This is a genomic window from Kosakonia oryzendophytica (assembly GCF_900094925.1).
Taxonomy (GTDB): domain Bacteria; phylum Pseudomonadota; class Gammaproteobacteria; order Enterobacterales; family Enterobacteriaceae; genus Kosakonia; species Kosakonia oryzendophytica.
The window spans coordinates 381,131-398,645 of sequence record NZ_FMAY01000002.1 but is presented as its reverse complement, the minus strand read 5'-3'; the positions used below and the strand labels follow the sequence as shown (position 1 = coordinate 398,645).

Sequence of the window (17,515 nt, the reverse complement as noted above, 5' to 3'; positions counted from 1 at the left end):
AAGGAGCGGTTATTCCGCCCCTTTGTTTTCCTTGTGCCTTTATGCAACCTGCTTATCGTCTTCTGCGCGCTGTGCTTCTTCTGCTTCCTGTTCCAGTAACTGTTTTTCGTACACTTTAAAGAACGGATAGTAGATAACCGCAGACACACAAGCGAGCAAGACCACGAGAATTGCTGCCCGGAAATCCCAACCCAGCGCCCACGCGCCGCCAATAGGCGCAGGAGCGGTCCAGGGCACAACGGAAATCACTCTGCCAATAAGATCCAGTTTCATCGCCGCCCAGGCAATAATGGCGTTGATCGTTGGTGCCAGCAGGAATGGAATAAAGAATACCGGGTTCATTACAATGGGTGTGCCAAAAATAACCGGCTCATTGATGTTGAACATACTCGGTACGACGCTCAAACGCCCGATGGAGCGTAAATGTACCGAACGGCTGCGCAGGTAGCAAAAGACCAGCCCCATCGTCGCCCCGGAGCCACCAATCACAATAAAGAAGGTCCAGAACGCTTCCATAAAGATATGCGGCAACGGCGCGCCCTGCGCCAACGCGGTCTGGTTCAAACCAAGGTTCGTTAACCAGAACATTTGCAGCATACCGGAAACGATCGCAGCGCCATGAATGCCGGCGAACCACAGTAAATGACCAATGATCACCGCCAGCAGAATGGCCGGTAATGAATCCGCTGCCGCTACCAAGGGTTTAAACAGCGCCATAATGGCCTGCGGGATCAGCATATTGAACTGCGTCTGGATAAGCAGACTCAACGGATAAAGCGTCAGCACTACCACCAGCACAGGAATGAGCAAATCAAACGAGTTTTTTATCATCGGCGGCACCTGATCGGGCAGGCGAATACCAATGTTATGCGCTTTTAGAAAACGCATCATTTCCACACAATAAATCGCCACCAGGATCGCGGTGAAAATACCGGTGCCGCCAAGGCTATCCATCGGCAGCGTACCGTTGGTTTTTGGGGCTGCGACCAATAAGAAAGCCATCAGCGATAGCATGGCGCACATAAAAGGATCCAACTGATGCGACTTCACATAATGCTTACCAAGATTGTAAGCAATGGCCGCGCAGATATAGATAGACATAATGCCCATCGTCATATCGAAAGGCGTAAGGATCCGCCCTTCATACTGCTTCGCAAGATCAAGCCAACCACGGGCGAAACCCCAGGTGGTGTCCGGCGAAAATGGCGGATAGGCAAAGACCAGCAGGAACGAGCCCACAATCATAAACGGCATTGCGGAAATAAACCCGTCACGGATGGCCATCACATGGCGTTGGGAAGAGATTCGCCCGGCAATCGGGCTGACGTAGTTTTCTATAAACCGAAAAATGAGGTTAAACGCAGCATGGTTGGCAGACATAGCAGATCTCCTGTCAGACTAACAAAGTAAGCGCACCAGCGAATATTCTGCCGCGTCGCGATCCATTTTTTCTCTGTGAAACCATGTGGTTGTTTGAACCAGCATTACAACGAAACAGGATACGTTCATAGACGGCTCTTTATTTAATTTTCTGGGCAGAGGGAAGTGACAAAATGAGTATTAACCCGGGTTGATGACACTGCAACCGGTTACTGTAACCGGTTTCCGCGATTGTGAAGGCGATCGATAATCTGGTTGTAAGGCGTTTGTTAAGGAGGGATATTTACAGCAATAACGTGCTTGTGACAGATTAATAGCGGTTTTAAGCAGGAGAACATCATGAGTTTGCAGTCTGTGCGGCAATTTTTTGCCGACAATGCCCCCGACATCGATATCATCGAACTGAGCCAAAGCACGGCAACCGTCGCGCTGGCTGCTGCGGCACATCATGTGGAGCCGGGACAAATCGCCAAGACACTGTCGTTAAAAGTAAAAAATGAAGTCATTCTGGTGGTCGCCAAAGGCGACGCGCGCCTGGATAATAAAAAGCTAAAAAATACTTTCGGCGCGAAAGCGCGAATGTTAAGTAGTGACGAAGTGGTTACGATTACCGGCCATCCCGTTGGCGGTGTCTGCCCATTCGGTCTGGAAAACCCTCTGGCAATATATTGTGATGTGTCGTTGAAACAGTACCCGGAAGTCTTGCCAGCTGCCGGAGCCATCCACAGCGCCGTGCGTATCTCGCCAGAAAGAATGGCGGAACTGACCCGCGCCAAATGGATAGATGTGTGCCTGTAGTCTCGTTGCACCAGCGCCAGGTTTGATGCCTGGCGCACCAGAAGCGAAAGGCTAATTGGGATACTGACCGTATACGTGCGGCATCCATGTCAGAATATCTGCAGCGTTAAGCAGACTCACATCAGACGTAACACCCAGCTTTGTCATCGCGTTAAATTTGTGCGCACGAATGGTTTTAACGTTGCGATCCAGCTGTGAAGCGATTTCAGCCATGGAAAGACCGCGCGTCATACAGTTCAATATTGCCCGCTCCGTCGGGCTGAGCGTACGACACTGGCTCACATACCAATGATTAAGCATATTGTCATTGATATGCCGGGTTTCACCGAAGAGCGTTGCAAGCTGCTCCAATAAGAGAGGCAACGGCGCTGTTTTACTCAAAATGCCATGCAATCGCAACGATGAAAAAAGCCCCACCAATTGCGCCTCTCGATCGTCCTCAACCAGAACGATACGCTGTACACCGGGATGCGAGTATGAAAGTAGATGCAGCCCCATTAAACATTCACGCCGTTCTTCTCGCAGTCCAAAAAGAGAATAAATGATAGAAAAAAACGACGTCTGTTTGAGTGCCTGACGGAATTCAGCAAAATTTTTATAGAAATGAAACGAGTATTGACAATATGTCGGATCACTCAATAAATTTTGCAATCCCACTTCACTCATTATGCATTTTTCGATGATGGCTACGTTTCTTTTCGTGCAATTCTTTCCCATTCTTTCCGCTCTCCGTATGCCGTTCCTAAATTGAGCTCTTTCATTCCCCGAGTACTATTAATCCATGTGTACAGGTCCGCATTACTGCGCAGTAATAATCTGCGCATTGCACTATTTTTTTGCGCACTGATAGTTTTATTGCTCTTTTTTAGCAGTGTTGCAATTTGATTTATTCCCCACCCTTTTCCCAACAGACGTAATACTTTTCGCTCGGAAAATGTCAGTGCATCTCCCATCGAAGAATTCTCTTCCATAAATTCTTCAGCGGGCATCAAAAGCGTCTGGCTGATTTTTCCATTTTTCTCATAGCTCGCATGAATAGTCGTGACAATGTCCGCAATCGACGCCTCATCAGAAAGTAACGTTGTGTGCGAACGTAAAAGAAGCTGTTTCGCAACCGGATAGAGGCTACCGGAGACAAAGAAAATCCAGTGCGCATTATCGCATTGCGAGAGCAGTGAATAGTATTGCTGACAATTTCTGCGCGCATACCGCTGTTCGCCTGTTAAATCGACAATAACCATACTGGCGCACTGTAATTTTTGCAGCGCAATCTCCTCTATGGATGAATAACAGGCCAATTCATATTCAGTAAAATGCCGGGCAACTATGCCCTCTATTCCGGCGCTGAATACTGGCATTCGACTTATAATAACCCCATGTTTACTGTTTAGTGATAGCATAAAACCTCCGCTTCCATTCGCGAGCTCTATCAATTCTCGTTATTAATATTTACTTGACTGATGAAATTAATGCGAAATAGTCCCACATCTCGTCAGGATGACGCGGTGAAAAATTAGTAAAATGCATGATTAGCAATTAAATATAACGTTGTAAAATTATAGTATTGCCCACTCATGTGTCAACATAACACAACGCCCTTTCAAACACCCCGGATATTATTAAAATATAAAATAAGAAATTAAAACAATCAATGCGTGGATAATTAAGATAAAACCCATAAATTTAATAAATAATTAAGATTAATTTATACCTAACCTGCTCATTAATCATGTTTTTCCACAATGAGAACATTAATACCCTAACAGACCTGAACTGGTCTTAACCCACAACGGGAATGCATCATGAAACGCCTTCATCGTGATTTAATGCACAGTTCTTGATCTACTTTAGCGCCCTTCAGCCCATATTCTGTGCTAAATATAGACTTTTCGCTCCCCCTTCTTGTGAGCGCCTTTGCAAACAGTACCAGGGTAACCATGCAAACAGACCAGTCATCGCAGCGGGCAATTACACGCCTGTGTATTCAGTGTGGCCTTTTCTTGTTACAGCACGGCGCAGAGAGCGCGCTGGTGGAAGAGTTATCAACGCGTCTGGGACTGGCGCTGGGCATGGACAGCGTAGAGAGTTTAATTTCATCCAATGCCATCGTCCTGACGACCATCAAAGACGGGCAATGCCTGACCTCCACACGCAAGAACAGCGATCGCGGAATCAATATGCATGTCGTGACGGAGGTACAACACATTGTGATCCTGACCGAACACAAGCTACTGGATCTAAAAGGCGTTGAAAAACGCTTTGCCCAGGTAAAGCCACTGCGTTACCCGCGCTGGCTGGTCACCCTGATGGTAGGCCTTTCCTGCGCCTGCTTCTGCAAGCTCAATAATGGCGGTTGGGACGGTGCATTTATCACTTTTTGCGCCAGCAGCGTTGCGATGTATGTACGGTTGGTGCTGGCAAATCGGCACATGCACCCGCAAATTAACTTCTGTGTGACCGCGTTTGTTGCAACGACGGTTTCGGGCTTGATGCTCACTCTGCCGAATTTTCTCCACTCATCAACGGTAGCCATGGCCGCCAGTGTTTTGTTATTGGTACCGGGGTTCCCGCTTATTAATTCCGTCGCCGATATGTTTAAAGGCCATATCAATACCGGGTTGGCGCGCTGGGCCATCGCCAGCTTATTAACGCTCGCAACCTGCATTGGCGTGGTGATGGCGATGACGTTATGGGGGCTACGCGGATGGATGTGATCCTGTTTTTTGTGGCGCTAGCGCAAGATATGGTGCTGGCCGCAGTCCCCGCCGTTGGGTTTGCCATGGTATTTAATGTTCCCCATCGCGCCCTGCGTTGGTGTGCGCTTCTGGGGGCCATTGGTCACGGATCGCGCTTTGCCATGATGCACTGGGGTTTTAACATTGAATGGTCAACGTTCGTGGCCTCTATGCTGGTGGGCAGTATTGGTATTCGCTGGTCGCGCTGGTATCTGGCGCATCCGAAAGTATTTACCGTCGCTGCGGTAATCCCTATGTTCCCTGGGATCTCCGCGTACACGGCAATGATTTCAACGGTGAAAATTGGTCATTTCGGCTACAGCGAAGAGTTAATGATCCTGCTGTTGACCAACTTCCTTAAGGCATCGTCGATTGTGGGGGCGCTCTCTATTGGCCTATCGATCCCCGGCTTGTGGATCTACCGCAAACGCCCACGCGTTTGAGATTTGTTTTCTGTCGCCGCCGTGGTGATCATCGCCCTGCCTGAGGAAAAGGGTTTGAATGTCGTACGTATGGAACAAATTGCCGAACGGGCGGGCACCCCAGCGGAGGGTGGTGTATCACGTCAAAACCAAAGAAAACCTCTATTTGCAGATTATGTTCATCGCCTGATGAGCAGCCTCAGCTTTCACTGCGTGGCAAACAGAGCGACTCTTTTTCAATGTTTGAAGAGAAGGAGGAGCCAACCGCGCAGCGTCAGTATTACCGTAACATGGCGGTGCAGGTTGTGCTGTGTTATACCTGCCCGTAAAAAATAACTTGCAATTAAATCGCGCACTATATAAATTCGTTGCATGAAGACGAAAACGACACCGAACGCGCAACTCGCGTTAGATAACCAGTTTTGCTTTGCGCTTTACTCAACAAACCTGGCTCTGAATAAGCTTTACCGGCAGCTACTGGCGCCGATGAACCTGACTTATCCGCAATATCTGGTCATGCTGGTGTTGTGGGAGAAAGACGATGTGACCGTGTCGGACATTGGCGAACGCCTGTTTCTGGATTCCGCCACACTCACGCCGCTGTTAAAGCGCCTCGAAAGCGCCGGGCTGATTTCACGTCAGCGTTCGCGCCAGGATGAGCGTCAGGTGGTGATCACATTAAGCGAAAGTGGGCGCGCGTTACAGCAACAAGCCGCCTCTATTCCGGAATCGATCAGTTGCGCGATGGCGTGTGACAACGCAACCCTGCGGGACATCAAACAGCAACTGGAACAACTTCGTCAGCGGTTTCACCTGGCTTAAGCGCCCTTACGGGCGTTTTCGCCAACAGATAAATAGCACGCTATTTTATAGCAAACACTCAAGATAATAAGGAACCTGTCATGTCTTTAGAAAAAGTCGTTTATACCGCCAAAGCCAAAGCCACCGGCGGCCGTGATGGCCGCGCAACCTCTTCTGACGGCGTACTGGACGTCAAACTGGGCGTACCGAAAGAGATGGGCGGTGCGGGCGGTGAAGTGACCAACCCGGAACAGCTGTTTGCTGCGGGCTACTCCGCCTGCTTCCTCGGTGCAATGAAATTTGTTGCCGGCCGCGACAAAATCGCCATGCCTAAAGACGCCTTTATCGAAGGCGAAGTGGGTATCGGTCCGTTGCCAACCGGTTTTGGTATCGAAGCCAAACTGAACATTCACCTGCCGGGGATGGACGCGGCAGAAGCGAAAAAACTGGTCGACGCAGCGCACATCGTTTGCCCGTATTCCAACGCGACCCGCGGTAACATCGATGTGACCCTGAACATTATCGCATAACCGCTTCAGAGCCGGGGCAACCCGGCTTTTTCCTGCTGTACTGTCCTTTCCCTTCCCTGTGTTACTATGTGTCATTATCTCTGCGTGGAAAACGCAGTGCACCGTATCCGTTGTATTCCAGTTTGAGAACGCGTTATGTCTTCCAGAATTCTGACGTCAAATGTCATCGGCATTGATGAGTTTATGCGCGATCATGCCAGCGTACTGGCCCGCACGGAAGGTGGCGCAATCGCCGTTTTTGCCAATAACAGCCCCGCGTTTTATGCCGTTACGCCACAGCGACTCGAGCAATTGCTGGCGCTGGAGGCGCAGCTTTCGCGTCCGGCCAGCGATATTGCATTAGATGCGCAGTTCTACGAAGAACCCTGCGCCGCGCCGGTAAACGTGCCAATGGGGAAATTTGCTATGTATCCGGGCTGGCAGCCCGATGCTGACTTCCAGCGTCTGGCCGCGCTATGGGGCATCGCGCTGGCGCAGCCGGTTACGCCGGAAGAACTGGCGTCTTTCGTCGCATACTGGCAGGCGGAAGGCAAAGTCTTCCACCATGTACAATGGCAGCAAAAACTGGCGCGTAGCCTGCAAATAGGGCGTGCCAGCCAGAATGGCGCAGCAAAGCGCGATATCAACACCCTTTCAGAACCGGACAGTCAAATCCCACCAGGCTTTAGAGGATAACGATGAAAAACGTCGGCGAATTGATGAAACGTCTGCAAAAAATGATGCCCGCCAATACCCAACCTGCATTTAAAACAGGCGAAGAGTTAATGGCCTGGCAGAAACAACAGGGCGAAATCCGTTCGGCGGCGCTGGAGCGTGAAAACCGCGCCATGAAAATGCAGCGCACCTTTAACCGCTCCGGCATTCGTCCGCTTCATCAAAACTGCTCCTTCGACAACTACCGCATTGAAACCGAAGGTCAGATGCGCGCCCTGAGTCAGGCACGGCAATATGTCGAAGAGTTTGAGGGCAATATCGCCAGCTTTATCTTTTCTGGCAAGCCAGGAACCGGTAAGAATCACCTTGCGGCCGCCATTTGCAACGAGTTGTTATTACGCGGCAAATCGGTGCTGATCATTACCGTTGCCGACATTATGTCTGCCATGAAAGAGACATTCGGCAACCGTGAAAGCAGCGAAGAGCAGTTACTGAACGATTTAAGTTCGGTTGATCTGCTGGTGATCGACGAGATCGGTATGCAAACCGAGTCCCGCTACGAAAAAGTGATCATTAACCAGATTGTCGACCGCCGCTCATCATCCAAACGCCCAACCGGCATGCTGACCAACAGCAACCTTGATGAGATGAACAAACTGCTGGGCGAACGCGTCATGGACAGGATGCGCTTGGGCAATAGCTTGTGGGTGATCTTCAACTGGGAGAGTTATCGCAGCCGCGTCACCGGCAAAGAGTATTGAGAGTTTTCCCCTCCGTAGGCTTCCCGCGCCCGGGTGTATACTGGGCGCTCTCGTCATACATCAGGATCTGCACGACATGAAATTCGCCAAACGCCTGCTTTGCACCGCTGTTATCAGCAGCACCCTGTTTACCGGTTTTGCCCATGCGGCGTCCTGGCAGGACACGCTCTCCAGCGCTGCCGGCCAACTCAGCCAGAATAATTCTGCCTCGCAACAAGGCGGTTTGTCGCTCTCCTCCCTGACCGGCCTGCTTAACGGCGGCAACCAGGCGCTCAGCGCCGGAACCATGAACAACGCCGCAGGTATTATGACCTGGTGCGCCAAAAACAAACTCTCCTCGCTGACCAACACTGAAAACGTGAAAAATCAGGTACTGGATAAACTGGGTCTGGGAACAACGGAACAAAAACAGGACACCAACTATCTGGAAGGGATTCAGGGAATGCTGAACACCAAAAACGGTGAGCAACTGAATCTGAGTAACATTGGCAACACGCCGCTGGCGGAAAAAGTGAAATCAAAAGCCTGCGATATCGTTCTCAAACAGGGCGTCAACTTCCTCTCCTGACCCTGTGCCGCGTTGCTCTCAACGCGGCGTTTTCCTCCCCTGCCCTACCTTTTCGTCGCCAAAGCGACGGCGATCACCCTGCCGCCTTTCTAAACCAATTCTGAATAAACCGGGAATAAAGTGACACTACAATTGCAGGTATGTGACATGAATATTAAATTGTACGTCCTGTTACAAAGATTAATAGCCAGCAACATGTCTGGCATTGATGGGGGATGACGGTTGTCTGAATTGCTTTCTGTTGCTTTGTTTCTCGCCTCCGTGGCGACTTACGCCTGGAAAGCGGGTCGTAACACCTGGTGGTTCACCGCTACGTTGCTGGTCCTCGGTTTCTTTATCCTGTTAAATATCACCTTATTTGCCAGCCACTATTTTACCGGCGATGGTATTAACGATGCGGTACTCTATACGCTGACCAACAGCCTGACCGGTGCTGGCGTCAGCAAATACCTGCTTCCCGGCGCGGGCCTCGCGCTGGCGCTGTTTGCCGTATTTTGCGCACTCGGTTGGGTACTGCGCCGTCGTCGTCATCGCCCACATCATATGGGCTACAGCTTGCTGGCTCTGGTGCTGGCGCTTGGTTCCGTGGATGCCAGCCCGGCATTTCGTCAAATTACAGAACTGGTGAAATCCCAGACGCGCGGCGGCGATCCGGATTTTCTGACTTACTACAAAGAACCGGCAAAGTCGATTCCGTCCCCGCACCTGAATCTGGTCTATATCTATGGTGAAAGCCTGGAGCGCACCTACTTTAATGATGAGGCGTTTCCGGGGCTTACGCCGGAACTGGGCGCGTTGAAAGAGGAAAGCATCGACTTCAGTCACACCCAGCAATTGCCAGGTACGGACTACACGATTGCAGGCATGGTGTCGTCTCAGTGTGGCATTCCGCTGTTCGCACCGTTTGAAGGTAATGCCTCCGCATCCGTTTCCACCTTCTTTCCGCAAAACCTGTGTCTTGGCGACATCCTGAAAAATTCTGGCTACGAGAATCACTTTATTCAGGGGGCAAACCTGCGCTTTGCCGGTAAAGATGTGTTCCTGAAATCGCACGGTTTTGACTATCTCACCGGTGCAGAAGAGCTTAAAAAGCAGGTTGACGACCCGAACTACCGCAATGACTGGGGTTTCTATGACGATACCGTGCTGGATGCGGTATGGCGACAGTATGAAGAGCTTTCCCGCGCCGGTAAGCGCTTCTCTCTGTTTGCCCTGACGGTGGACACTCACCACCCGGACGGATTTATTTCCCGCACCTGCACGCGCAAAAGCTACCACTACGATGGCAAGCCGAATCAGTCCTTCAGCGCCGTCACCTGTAGCCAGCAGCATATTGCCGCGCTGATTAACAAGATCAAAGCATCGCCATGGTTTAAAGATACGGTGATTGTCGTGTCGTCAGACCACCTGGCGATGAACAACACCGCATGGAAATATCTGAACAAAGCAGATCGCAGTAATCTCTTTTTTGTGATCCGAGGTGATGAACCCCAGCAGGATATCTCCGGCATCAAACGCAGCACGCTGGATAATGGTGCCACCGTGCTGGATATCCTTGGCGGGGATAACTACCTTGGCCTTGGGCGTAGCAGTCTCTCCGGGCAGTCACTGTCCGGCGTGTTCCTGAATATGAAAGAGAAAGTGCTGGCCTGGAAGCCGGAGATCATTCGCCTGTGGAACTTCCCGAACGAGATGAAAGCGTTCACTATCGACCAGAATAAACAAATGGTCTCGTTCTCCGGGAGCCAGTTCCGGTTGCCGTTGCTGGTGCGCGTCGGGGATAAACGTATTGAGCCCCTGCCGGAAAGCGAATATTCCGCACCACTACGTTTCCAGTTGGCGGATTTCGCCCCGCGCGACAACTTTGTCTGGATCGATCAGTGCTACAAAATGGCGCGCTTGTGGTCGCCGGATCTGGCACTTTCTACCGATTGGTGCGTTTCACAAGGGCAGCTTGGCGGAGAACAGCGCGTCCAGCAGGTGGATAAAGCACAATGGAAAGGGAAAACCGACTTTCAAGAGACGGTGATCAGCGCTGAACGCTACCAACATAACGTGGATACGCTGAAGATCGTCGACGATAGCATCCGTTATAAAGCCGACAGTTTTGTATTTAACGTTGCAGGCGCGCCGGAAGACGTCAAACACTTCAGCGGCCTCTCCCGTCCGGAGAGCTGGGGACGCTGGTCCAACGCAAATCTTGCCGACGAAGTGAAGATTGAGTACGACCACCCGTTGCCAGAAAAATTCGCGCTGGTCATCACCGCCAAAGCGTTTGGCCCTAACGCTAACCGCCCCATCCCGGTGCGCGTGGGTTCTGAAGAGCAAACATTAACCCTGGGAAGCGAGCTGAGTACCACAACCCTGAGTTTCAGCAATCCATCGCGCAGCAACACACTGGTGATTGCCCCGCCTGCGCCGCAATCCAGCAATGAGGGGAATATTCTTGGCCACTCACCGCGCAAGCTGGGCATTGGCCTTGTTGAACTCAAAATCGTTGATCGCGAAGGCTGACCGCTACAGGTCGGCCTTCATCTCATACTGACTGATCGGCATAAGGAGATAGCCAGCACGCGTAAATAGCGGCGTAAAACGGGCGGGCACGACCACAGAGGTGCTCAGTCCGGGGAAACGCTGATTTAATGCGCGCAGTAATTCGCTGGCGAATCCTTTACGCCGGTACTCCGGCTCAACATAGATAAACCGCAGTTGCGGCTTCTCCATATGGGTGGCAATCACCGCATACGCATGCTTGCGGTACTCAAAGGCCAGCGCAGGCAGCGAAACTGAAGAAAGGGGATCGACCAGCCATGACAGCATGGCATTGCTCTCGCCCGTCGCTTTGCGCACCACCTCCAGCGGGTCAAGCGCCTGTAACGCCACCGATTGCACAGATGCATCCGCAGCGCCCTGAAAACCGTAAAGTTCCTGAGTCATCACAAAGCCCAGATTGCGATAGAGCGCCACAGCGGGATGATTCTCCTGAATCACCTCAAGTTGCATGTTCACGACGCCCCGCTCGCGCAACGCAGCCATTAGCGGCGCAAGAAGACGTTTTCCTTGCCCTTTCGCCCGGTACGCGGGGCGAATTGCAAATGCTGCTAACCGGGCGGAGACGCCGCGTCGGGTGATCAGCGCCACGGCAGCAGGCGTTTCATCCGCCAGCCAGACGCAAGAATCCACCAGACTTAATCCTTCGGCAATAAAGCGCTGGGCAAAGACCGCAGGCGGCAGCGAAAACGGCACGCTGTAGCCTTCAAAGCAGTCGCCGACAATCGCGGCCAGTTGCTCGCAACTGTAGTGAAGGGCAGGAACGGCAATGAGGTGCATAAGGCTTCTCCGCAGAATGCTTTTCCAGAGAATAGCACGGCGAAGCCGGGAGAGAATGCGCCCTGGACTACAGGGCGCAGAGAACAATCAGAAGGTTTCCCAGTTGTCACCAGTATCCGTCGCGGCCACTTTACGCGGTTGGGAGGCAACCGGTGCGGCTTTGGCGAAAGCGGCGGCCCCCGCTTTACGCTGTTCCTGCATAATGCGGAACACGGCAACTGCCTGCGTCAGGCGGCTGGCCTGTTCTTCCAGCGCAGCGGCAGCAGCAGCGGATTCTTCTACCAGCGAGGCGTTCTGCTGAGTCACGCGATCCATCTCGGCAACCGCCAGACCCACCTGGTCGATACCGCGGCTCTGCTCATCAGAAGCAGACGCGATTTCGCCCATAATATCGGTCACACGGGTAACCGCATTGACGATTTCATCCATCGTCTCACCGGCGCTTTCCACCAGCGTGGAGCCCAGTTCAACGCGACCAACGGAGTCTTCAATCAGGCTCTTGATTTCACGGGCTGCCTGGGCGCTACGCTGCGCGAGGTTACGCACTTCGCCCGCAACCACCGCAAAACCACGCCCCTGTTCACCTGCACGCGCCGCTTCTACCGCGGCGTTCAGCGCCAGGATGTTGGTCTGGAAAGCAATGCCGTCGATCACGCTGATAATGTCAGCAATTTTCTGCGAACTGGCGGCGATGTCTCGCATGGTCTGCACCACGTTGTCCACCACTTTTCCGCCTTTCTGCGCGGTTTCAGATGCGCTCAATGCCAGATGACTAGCCTGACGGGCGTTTTCGGCGTTCTGTTTAACCGTTGCGGTCAGTTCTTCCATGCTGGCTGCCGTTTCTTCCAGCGATGCGGCTTGCTGCTCGGTACGGGAAGAGAGATCGTTGTTACCCACCGAAATTTCGCTCGCGCCACTGTAAATGGCGTTCGCACCGTTACGCACATCGCTGACGGTACGCACCAGCTCGCTCTGCATGTGACGCAGGCTGTCCGCCAGCACGCCCATTTCGTTAGAGCCCTGTACTTCAATACGCTGTACCAGATCACCACCGGCAATATGGCGAATGTTGTCGATCAGGTGGTTCAGCGGCGCAATCAATGCACGTTTGATCCCTGCCCATACGCCGACGATCACCGCCAGTACCACGATCAGGACGGTAATAATGATCCATATCGCAGAACCATAGGAGCTTTCGCTCGCATTGACTGCTGTTTCATACAGGGAATCGTTCTGCTGCAAGTAGTTGACGTATTGTTTCTCGAAACCGTCCTGGTAACGCTGTGTCGGCTGGTCAAAGAAGTCATTAATTTTGCCGGCACCCAGCAGTTGGATCAGCTCCGCCAGTGCGTTGTGATAGATATCGTAGTTACGTTTGATCTCTGCTGCGGCTTCGTCGCTCTGGCGCGGATCGCGCGGCAGCGCCTGGTAAGCAGCCCAGTTCACTTCCGCCTGTTTCAGTGAAGTACTGGCAATCTGCATCAGATCCGACACAGTGGCACCGCTACCGATATTGTTCTGATCCATCATGTAGCGAATACCCGCGCGGTTCAGGGTATTACGGGTTTGCAGCAGCGCTACCCAGCTGGCGTTCAGCGTAGATTGTTGCTGACGAATGGTTTGCAATACGGTGAAGTTTTCTTTGTCCTGCTTTAGCGCGTTGAAGAACAAGCCGCCGGAGGTGAGCTGTAAAAGGCCAAATAATCCTAATACCAGTAACAAACTGGTCACAAGTTTAATGCGATTTAACATGTTTTCTCTTTCCATATAGACAGATGTAAGATTTTCGGCCTGGAATAAGAAAACTTTATGGCTCATCGTGCTAATATTCACCAAAACAATAGTCGTAATGCAGCCGACCTGAAACGTACCCAACCCGCGCCCACCAAGGGTTCAGAGTGATCGCCATCACACATTTTCCGCCACGTAGCGCGTGTAAAAACCGCTCACTCCGATTCCATTACCGCTTAGCGTCCATTTCTAACCACTCAACCAAATCGTCGCCGTTTCGCGCGCGTAATTTGTCATGATCGTGGCCAGCATACAGCCTTTACGACACCTCACATCCGATTCTCTTTTTCTGCTAAAAGCCAGGTCTGATATGGATACTAAAAAACTCTTCAAGCACGTGCCCTGGGTGATCCTCGGGATTATCGGTGCTTTCTGTCTCTCGGTTATTGCGTTACGGCGGGGCGAGCACGTAAGCGCCCTGTGGATCGTGATCGCTTCCGTCTCCGTTTATCTGGTGGCATATCGCTACTACAGCCTCTACATCGCCCAAAAGGTGATGAAACTCGACCCGACCCGCGCCACACCAGCGGTGATCAATAACGATGGTCTTAACTATGTGCCAACCAACCGCTACGTGCTGTTTGGCCACCACTTTGCCGCTATCGCGGGCGCAGGTCCGTTGGTCGGGCCGGTATTGGCCGCACAAATGGGTTACCTGCCGGGCACGCTATGGCTGCTGGCAGGCGTGGTACTGGCCGGTGCCGTGCAGGACTTTATGGTGCTGTTTATCTCTTCCCGCCGTAACGGCGCCTCGCTTGGCGAGATGGTCAAAGAGGAGATGGGCCGCGTGCCGGGGACCATTGCACTGTTTGGTTGCTTCCTGATTATGATCATCATCCTCGCGGTGCTGGCTCTGATCGTGGTGAAAGCGCTGGCGGAAAGTCCGTGGGGCGTGTTTACTGTCTGCTCTACCGTGCCGATTGCCCTGTTTATGGGTATTTACATGCGCTTCCTGCGCCCAGGCCGCGTGGGTGAAGTCTCGGTTATCGGGATTGTGCTGCTGGTGGCCTCCATCTGGTTCGGCGGTATTATCGCTCACGATCCGTACTGGGGCCCGGCGCTGACCTTTAAAGACACCACCATCACCTTCGCGCTGATTGGTTATGCCTTTATCTCTGCACTGCTGCCGGTATGGCTGATCCTCGCACCGCGTGACTATCTGGCGACCTTCCTGAAAATCGGCGTGATCGTCGGTCTGGCGCTGGGTATTGTGATCCTCAACCCGGAACTGAAAATGCCAGCGGTGACGCAGTACATTGACGGTACCGGCCCGCTGTGGAAAGGCGCGCTGTTCCCGTTCCTGTTTATCACCATCGCTTGCGGCGCCGTTTCTGGCTTCCATGCGCTGATCGCATCCGGCACCACGCCGAAACTGCTGGCGAACGAAACCGACGCCCGCTTTATCGGTTACGGCGCAATGTTGATGGAATCCTTTGTGGCGGTGATGGCGCTGGTTGCCGCGTCCATTATCGAACCGGGCCTTTACTTTGCGATGAACACCCCGCCGGCAGGCCTCGGTATTACTATGCCGAACTTGCATGAACTGGGTGGTGAGAATGCGCCGATGATTCTGGCGCAGTTGAAAGATGTCACCGCACATGCGGCGGCAACGGTCAGCTCCTGGGGCTTTGTGATTTCGCCGGAACAGATCCTGCAAACCGCAAAAGACATCGGCGAGCCGTCGGTACTGAACCGTGCAGGTGGCGCGCCGACGCTGGCCGTGGGTATCGCTCATGTGTTCCACAAAATCATGCCAATGGCGGATATGGGCTTCTGGTACCACTTCGGTATCCTGTTCGAAGCGCTGTTTATTCTTACCGCGCTGGATGCAGGTACTCGTGCAGGCCGCTTTATGTTGCAGGATCTGCTGGGGAACTTCGTGCCGGTTCTGAAGAAAACTGACTCGCTGGTTGCCGGCATTATTGGTACTGCGGGCTGCGTGGGCCTGTGGGGCTACCTGCTGTATCAGGGCGTGGTTGATCCGCTGGGCGGCGTGAAGAGCCTGTGGCCGCTGTTCGGTATCTCTAACCAGATGTTGGCTGCCGTTGCCCTGCTGCTCGGCACAGTTATCCTGGTGAAAATGCAGCGCACCAAATACATCTGGGTTACTGTGGTTCCTGCCATGTGGCTGCTGTTGTGCACCACCTGGGCGCTGGGCCTGAAACTGTTCAGCACCAACCCGCAACTGGAAGGCTTCCTGTATATGGCTAACCAGTACAAAGCGAAGATTGCCGCGGGCGGCAGCGAGCTGACGGCGCAACAGATTGCCAATATGAACCATATCGTGGTGAACAACTACACCAATGCCGGTTTGAGTATTCTGTTCCTGGTGGTGGTTTACAGCATCATCTTCTACGGCATCAAAACCTGGTTGAACGTACGTAACAACAAGGTACGTACCGACAAAGAGACGCCGTATGTGCCAGTGCCGGAAGGCGGCGTGAAAACCTCCTCCCATCATTGATGTAACCAGGCCGGATGGCTCCCCCTCAGAGGGAGCCATCCGGCCCCCACATATATCCGGAACAAATAATGTTTGGTAACTTAGGCGAAGCAAAAAAGTACCTCGGTCAGGCGGCAAAGATGCTGATTGGCATCCCGGACTATGACAACTATGTTGAGCATATGCAGACCAACCATCCGGACAAACCGTACATGACCTATGAAGAATTTTTCCGCGAACGCCAGCAGGCACGTTATGGCGGCGACGGCAAGGGCGGCGTCCGCTGTTGCTAAAGGAGAATGTATGACCCCCATTGCAGTGACCCTGCTGACCGGTTTTCTCGGCGCAGGCAAAACCACCCTCTTACGCCATATCCTCAACGAGCAGCACGGCTACAAAATCGCCGTTATCGAAAACGAATTCGGTGACGTCTCCGTCGACGATCAGCTGATTGGCGATCGCGCCACGCAAATCAAAACCCTGACTAATGGCTGTATCTGCTGTAGTCGTTCCAATGAACTGGAAGATGCGCTGCTGGACCTGCTCGATAGCCTCGATCGTGGTGATATCGCCTTTGACAGGCTGGTGATCGAATGCACCGGTATGGCCGATCCCGGTCCAATCATTCAGACCTTCTTCTCCCACGAGATCCTCTGCCAGCGCTACCTGCTGGACGGCGTGATCGCGCTGGTTGACGCCGTGCATGCCGATGAGCAGATGAACCAGTTCACGCTGGCGCAGTCGCAGGTCGGTTATGCCGATCGCATTCTGCTGACCAAAACCGATGTGGCTGGCGAGAGCGAAAAACTGCGCGAACGGCTGAGCCGCATTAACGCCCGCGCACCGATTTACACCGTCACTCACGGCGATATCGAGCTGGCGCAGCTATTTAATACCAACGGTTTTATGCTGGAAGAGAACGTGGTGGCAGCCAAACCGCGCTTCCACTTTATTGCCGACAAGCAGAACGACATTAATTCGATCGTCGTCGAACTGGACTACCCGGTGGACATCAGCGAAGTCTCCCGCGTGATGGAGAGCCTGCTGCTGAGCTTTGCCGAAAAACTGTTGCGCTACAAAGGGATGCTCTGGATCGATGGCGAGCCCAACCGTCTGCTGTTCCAGGGCGTGCAACGCCTGTATAGCGCCGACTGGGATCGCCCGTGGGGCGATGAATCCCCACACAGCACACTGGTGTTTATCGGCGTGCAGTTGCCGGAAGAGGAAATCAGAGCAGCGTTTGCGGATCTACGGAAATAAGCAAACCGCGGTGATAATGTTGAACCGTACGATCCCCTCCCC

At 52.7% G+C, this 17,515-nt stretch carries 17 protein-coding genes; 12 read left to right on the top strand and 5 right to left on the bottom strand.

From position 1 onward, the window contains the following. Nucleotides 1–39 precede the first annotated feature (39 nt). A complete protein-coding gene (locus GA0061071_RS05050; RefSeq protein ID WP_088237348.1) occupies nucleotides 40–1,380 on the bottom strand; it encodes a PTS sugar transporter subunit IIC in 1,341 nt (446 codons plus the stop codon). 339 nt (nucleotides 1,381–1,719) lie between these two features. Between GA0061071_RS05050 and GA0061071_RS05045 the strand changes: the two genes are divergently transcribed. Continuing rightward, nucleotides 1,720–2,178: a YbaK/EbsC family protein gene (locus tag GA0061071_RS05045; RefSeq protein ID WP_061497911.1), complete on the top strand. Its 459-nt coding sequence runs from the start codon at nucleotides 1,720–1,722 to the stop codon at nucleotides 2,176–2,178. A gap of 51 nt (nucleotides 2,179–2,229) precedes the next feature. On the opposite strand, the gene bglJ is transcribed toward GA0061071_RS05045, so the two are convergent. Beyond that, on the bottom strand, nucleotides 2,230–2,844 hold the full coding sequence (gene bglJ, locus GA0061071_RS05040) for a DNA-binding transcriptional activator BglJ (RefSeq protein ID WP_061497913.1): 615 nt from the start codon (nucleotides 2,842–2,844) through the stop codon (nucleotides 2,230–2,232). A 20-nt stretch (nucleotides 2,845–2,864) separates the two neighbouring features. Then, nucleotides 2,865–3,578: a helix-turn-helix domain-containing protein gene (locus GA0061071_RS05035; RefSeq protein WP_088237347.1), complete on the bottom strand. Its 714-nt coding sequence runs from the start codon at nucleotides 3,576–3,578 to the stop codon at nucleotides 2,865–2,867. A gap of 537 nt (nucleotides 3,579–4,115) precedes the next feature. On the opposite strand from GA0061071_RS05035, the gene GA0061071_RS05030 reads away from it, so the two are divergent. The 8 genes from GA0061071_RS05030 to opgB all read left to right on the top strand — a co-directional run bounded on the left by GA0061071_RS05030 (nucleotide 4,116) and on the right by opgB (nucleotide 11,163). Continuing rightward, nucleotides 4,116–4,892: a threonine/serine exporter family protein gene (locus GA0061071_RS05030; RefSeq protein ID WP_061497917.1), complete on the top strand. Its 777-nt coding sequence runs from the start codon at nucleotides 4,116–4,118 to the stop codon at nucleotides 4,890–4,892. Continuing rightward, entirely contained in the window at nucleotides 4,883–5,356 is a 474-nt protein-coding gene (locus GA0061071_RS05025) for a threonine/serine exporter (protein WP_088237346.1), read from the top strand. The genes GA0061071_RS05030 and GA0061071_RS05025 overlap by 10 nt, the downstream gene beginning before the upstream one ends. 351 nt (nucleotides 5,357–5,707) lie before the next feature. Continuing rightward, nucleotides 5,708–6,157, top strand: a complete 450-nt coding sequence (locus GA0061071_RS05020) for a MarR family winged helix-turn-helix transcriptional regulator (RefSeq protein WP_061497921.1) — start codon at nucleotides 5,708–5,710, stop codon at nucleotides 6,155–6,157. An 80-nt stretch (nucleotides 6,158–6,237) separates the two neighbouring features. Continuing rightward, the gene (locus GA0061071_RS05015; protein ID WP_020456446.1) at nucleotides 6,238–6,666 is read left to right on the top strand and encodes an organic hydroperoxide resistance protein; all 429 of its coding nucleotides are present in this window, start codon (nucleotides 6,238–6,240) and stop codon (nucleotides 6,664–6,666) included. A 135-nt stretch (nucleotides 6,667–6,801) separates the two neighbouring features. Next, nucleotides 6,802–7,341 carry a primosomal protein DnaT gene (gene dnaT, locus GA0061071_RS05010; protein ID WP_088237345.1) on the top strand — a complete coding sequence of 180 codons (540 nt, stop codon included), beginning with the start codon at nucleotides 6,802–6,804 and terminating at the stop codon, nucleotides 7,339–7,341. A 2-nt stretch (nucleotides 7,342–7,343) separates the two neighbouring features. Further along, the gene (dnaC, locus tag GA0061071_RS05005; protein WP_061497926.1) at nucleotides 7,344–8,081 is read left to right on the top strand and encodes a replicative helicase loader DnaC; all 738 of its coding nucleotides are present in this window, start codon (nucleotides 7,344–7,346) and stop codon (nucleotides 8,079–8,081) included. Nucleotides 8,082–8,157: 76 nt separating this feature from the next. Further along, entirely contained in the window at nucleotides 8,158–8,649 is a 492-nt protein-coding gene (locus GA0061071_RS05000) for a YjjA family protein (RefSeq protein ID WP_061497928.1), read from the top strand. A 222-nt stretch (nucleotides 8,650–8,871) separates the two neighbouring features. Then, entirely contained in the window at nucleotides 8,872–11,163 is a 2,292-nt protein-coding gene (opgB, locus tag GA0061071_RS04995; protein WP_088237344.1) for a phosphatidylglycerol--membrane-oligosaccharide glycerophosphotransferase, read from the top strand. 3 nt (nucleotides 11,164–11,166) lie between these two features. On the opposite strand, the gene GA0061071_RS04990 is transcribed toward opgB, so the two are convergent. Then, the gene (locus GA0061071_RS04990) at nucleotides 11,167–11,979 is read right to left on the bottom strand and encodes a GNAT family N-acetyltransferase (RefSeq protein ID WP_088237343.1); all 813 of its coding nucleotides are present in this window, start codon (nucleotides 11,977–11,979) and stop codon (nucleotides 11,167–11,169) included. Between the two features lie 87 nt (nucleotides 11,980–12,066). Then, nucleotides 12,067–13,731 carry a methyl-accepting chemotaxis protein gene (gene tsr / locus GA0061071_RS04985; RefSeq protein WP_088237342.1) on the bottom strand — a complete coding sequence of 555 codons (1,665 nt, stop codon included), beginning with the start codon at nucleotides 13,729–13,731 and terminating at the stop codon, nucleotides 12,067–12,069. 349 nt (nucleotides 13,732–14,080) lie between these two features. Here tsr and GA0061071_RS04980 point away from each other — a divergent pair, with 349 nt between their 5' ends. The 3 genes from GA0061071_RS04980 to yjiA all read left to right on the top strand — a co-directional run bounded on the left by GA0061071_RS04980 (nucleotide 14,081) and on the right by yjiA (nucleotide 17,473). Continuing rightward, nucleotides 14,081–16,234: a carbon starvation CstA family protein gene (locus GA0061071_RS04980; protein ID WP_088237341.1), complete on the top strand. Its 2,154-nt coding sequence runs from the start codon at nucleotides 14,081–14,083 to the stop codon at nucleotides 16,232–16,234. 68 nt (nucleotides 16,235–16,302) lie between these two features. Then, nucleotides 16,303–16,506, top strand: a complete 204-nt coding sequence (locus GA0061071_RS04975; RefSeq protein WP_088237340.1) for a YbdD/YjiX family protein — start codon at nucleotides 16,303–16,305, stop codon at nucleotides 16,504–16,506. 10 nt (nucleotides 16,507–16,516) lie between these two features. Next, complete coding sequence (gene yjiA, locus GA0061071_RS04970) at nucleotides 16,517–17,473, top strand: GTPase (protein WP_088237339.1); 957 nt, start codon at nucleotides 16,517–16,519, stop codon at nucleotides 17,471–17,473. Nucleotides 17,474–17,515: the final 42 nt, after the last annotated feature.

Coding starts and splice junctions, on each gene's coding strand:
- GA0061071_RS04975 (WP_088237340.1), top strand. CDS start 16,303: ATGTTTGGTAACTTAGGCGAAGCAAAAAAGTACCTCGGTCAGGCGGCA.
- tsr (WP_088237342.1), bottom strand. CDS start 13,731: ATGTTAAATCGCATTAAACTTGTGACCAGTTTGTTACTGGTATTAGGA.
- GA0061071_RS04980 (WP_088237341.1), top strand. CDS start 14,081: ATGGATACTAAAAAACTCTTCAAGCACGTGCCCTGGGTGATCCTCGGG.
- bglJ (WP_061497913.1), bottom strand. CDS start 2,844: ATGAGTGAAGTGGGATTGCAAAATTTATTGAGTGATCCGACATATTGT.
- GA0061071_RS05015 (WP_020456446.1), top strand. CDS start 6,238: ATGTCTTTAGAAAAAGTCGTTTATACCGCCAAAGCCAAAGCCACCGGC.
- GA0061071_RS05025 (WP_088237346.1), top strand. CDS start 4,883: ATGGATGTGATCCTGTTTTTTGTGGCGCTAGCGCAAGATATGGTGCTG.
- GA0061071_RS05000 (WP_061497928.1), top strand. CDS start 8,158: ATGAAATTCGCCAAACGCCTGCTTTGCACCGCTGTTATCAGCAGCACC.
- GA0061071_RS05020 (WP_061497921.1), top strand. CDS start 5,708: ATGAAGACGAAAACGACACCGAACGCGCAACTCGCGTTAGATAACCAG.
- dnaT (WP_088237345.1), top strand. CDS start 6,802: ATGTCTTCCAGAATTCTGACGTCAAATGTCATCGGCATTGATGAGTTT.
- GA0061071_RS05050 (WP_088237348.1), bottom strand. CDS start 1,380: ATGTCTGCCAACCATGCTGCGTTTAACCTCATTTTTCGGTTTATAGAA.
- GA0061071_RS05030 (WP_061497917.1), top strand. CDS start 4,116: ATGCAAACAGACCAGTCATCGCAGCGGGCAATTACACGCCTGTGTATT.
- dnaC (WP_061497926.1), top strand. CDS start 7,344: ATGAAAAACGTCGGCGAATTGATGAAACGTCTGCAAAAAATGATGCCC.
- GA0061071_RS05035 (WP_088237347.1), bottom strand. CDS start 3,578: ATGCTATCACTAAACAGTAAACATGGGGTTATTATAAGTCGAATGCCA.
- yjiA (WP_088237339.1), top strand. CDS start 16,517: ATGACCCCCATTGCAGTGACCCTGCTGACCGGTTTTCTCGGCGCAGGC.
- GA0061071_RS04990 (WP_088237343.1), bottom strand. CDS start 11,979: ATGCACCTCATTGCCGTTCCTGCCCTTCACTACAGTTGCGAGCAACTG.
- GA0061071_RS05045 (WP_061497911.1), top strand. CDS start 1,720: ATGAGTTTGCAGTCTGTGCGGCAATTTTTTGCCGACAATGCCCCCGAC.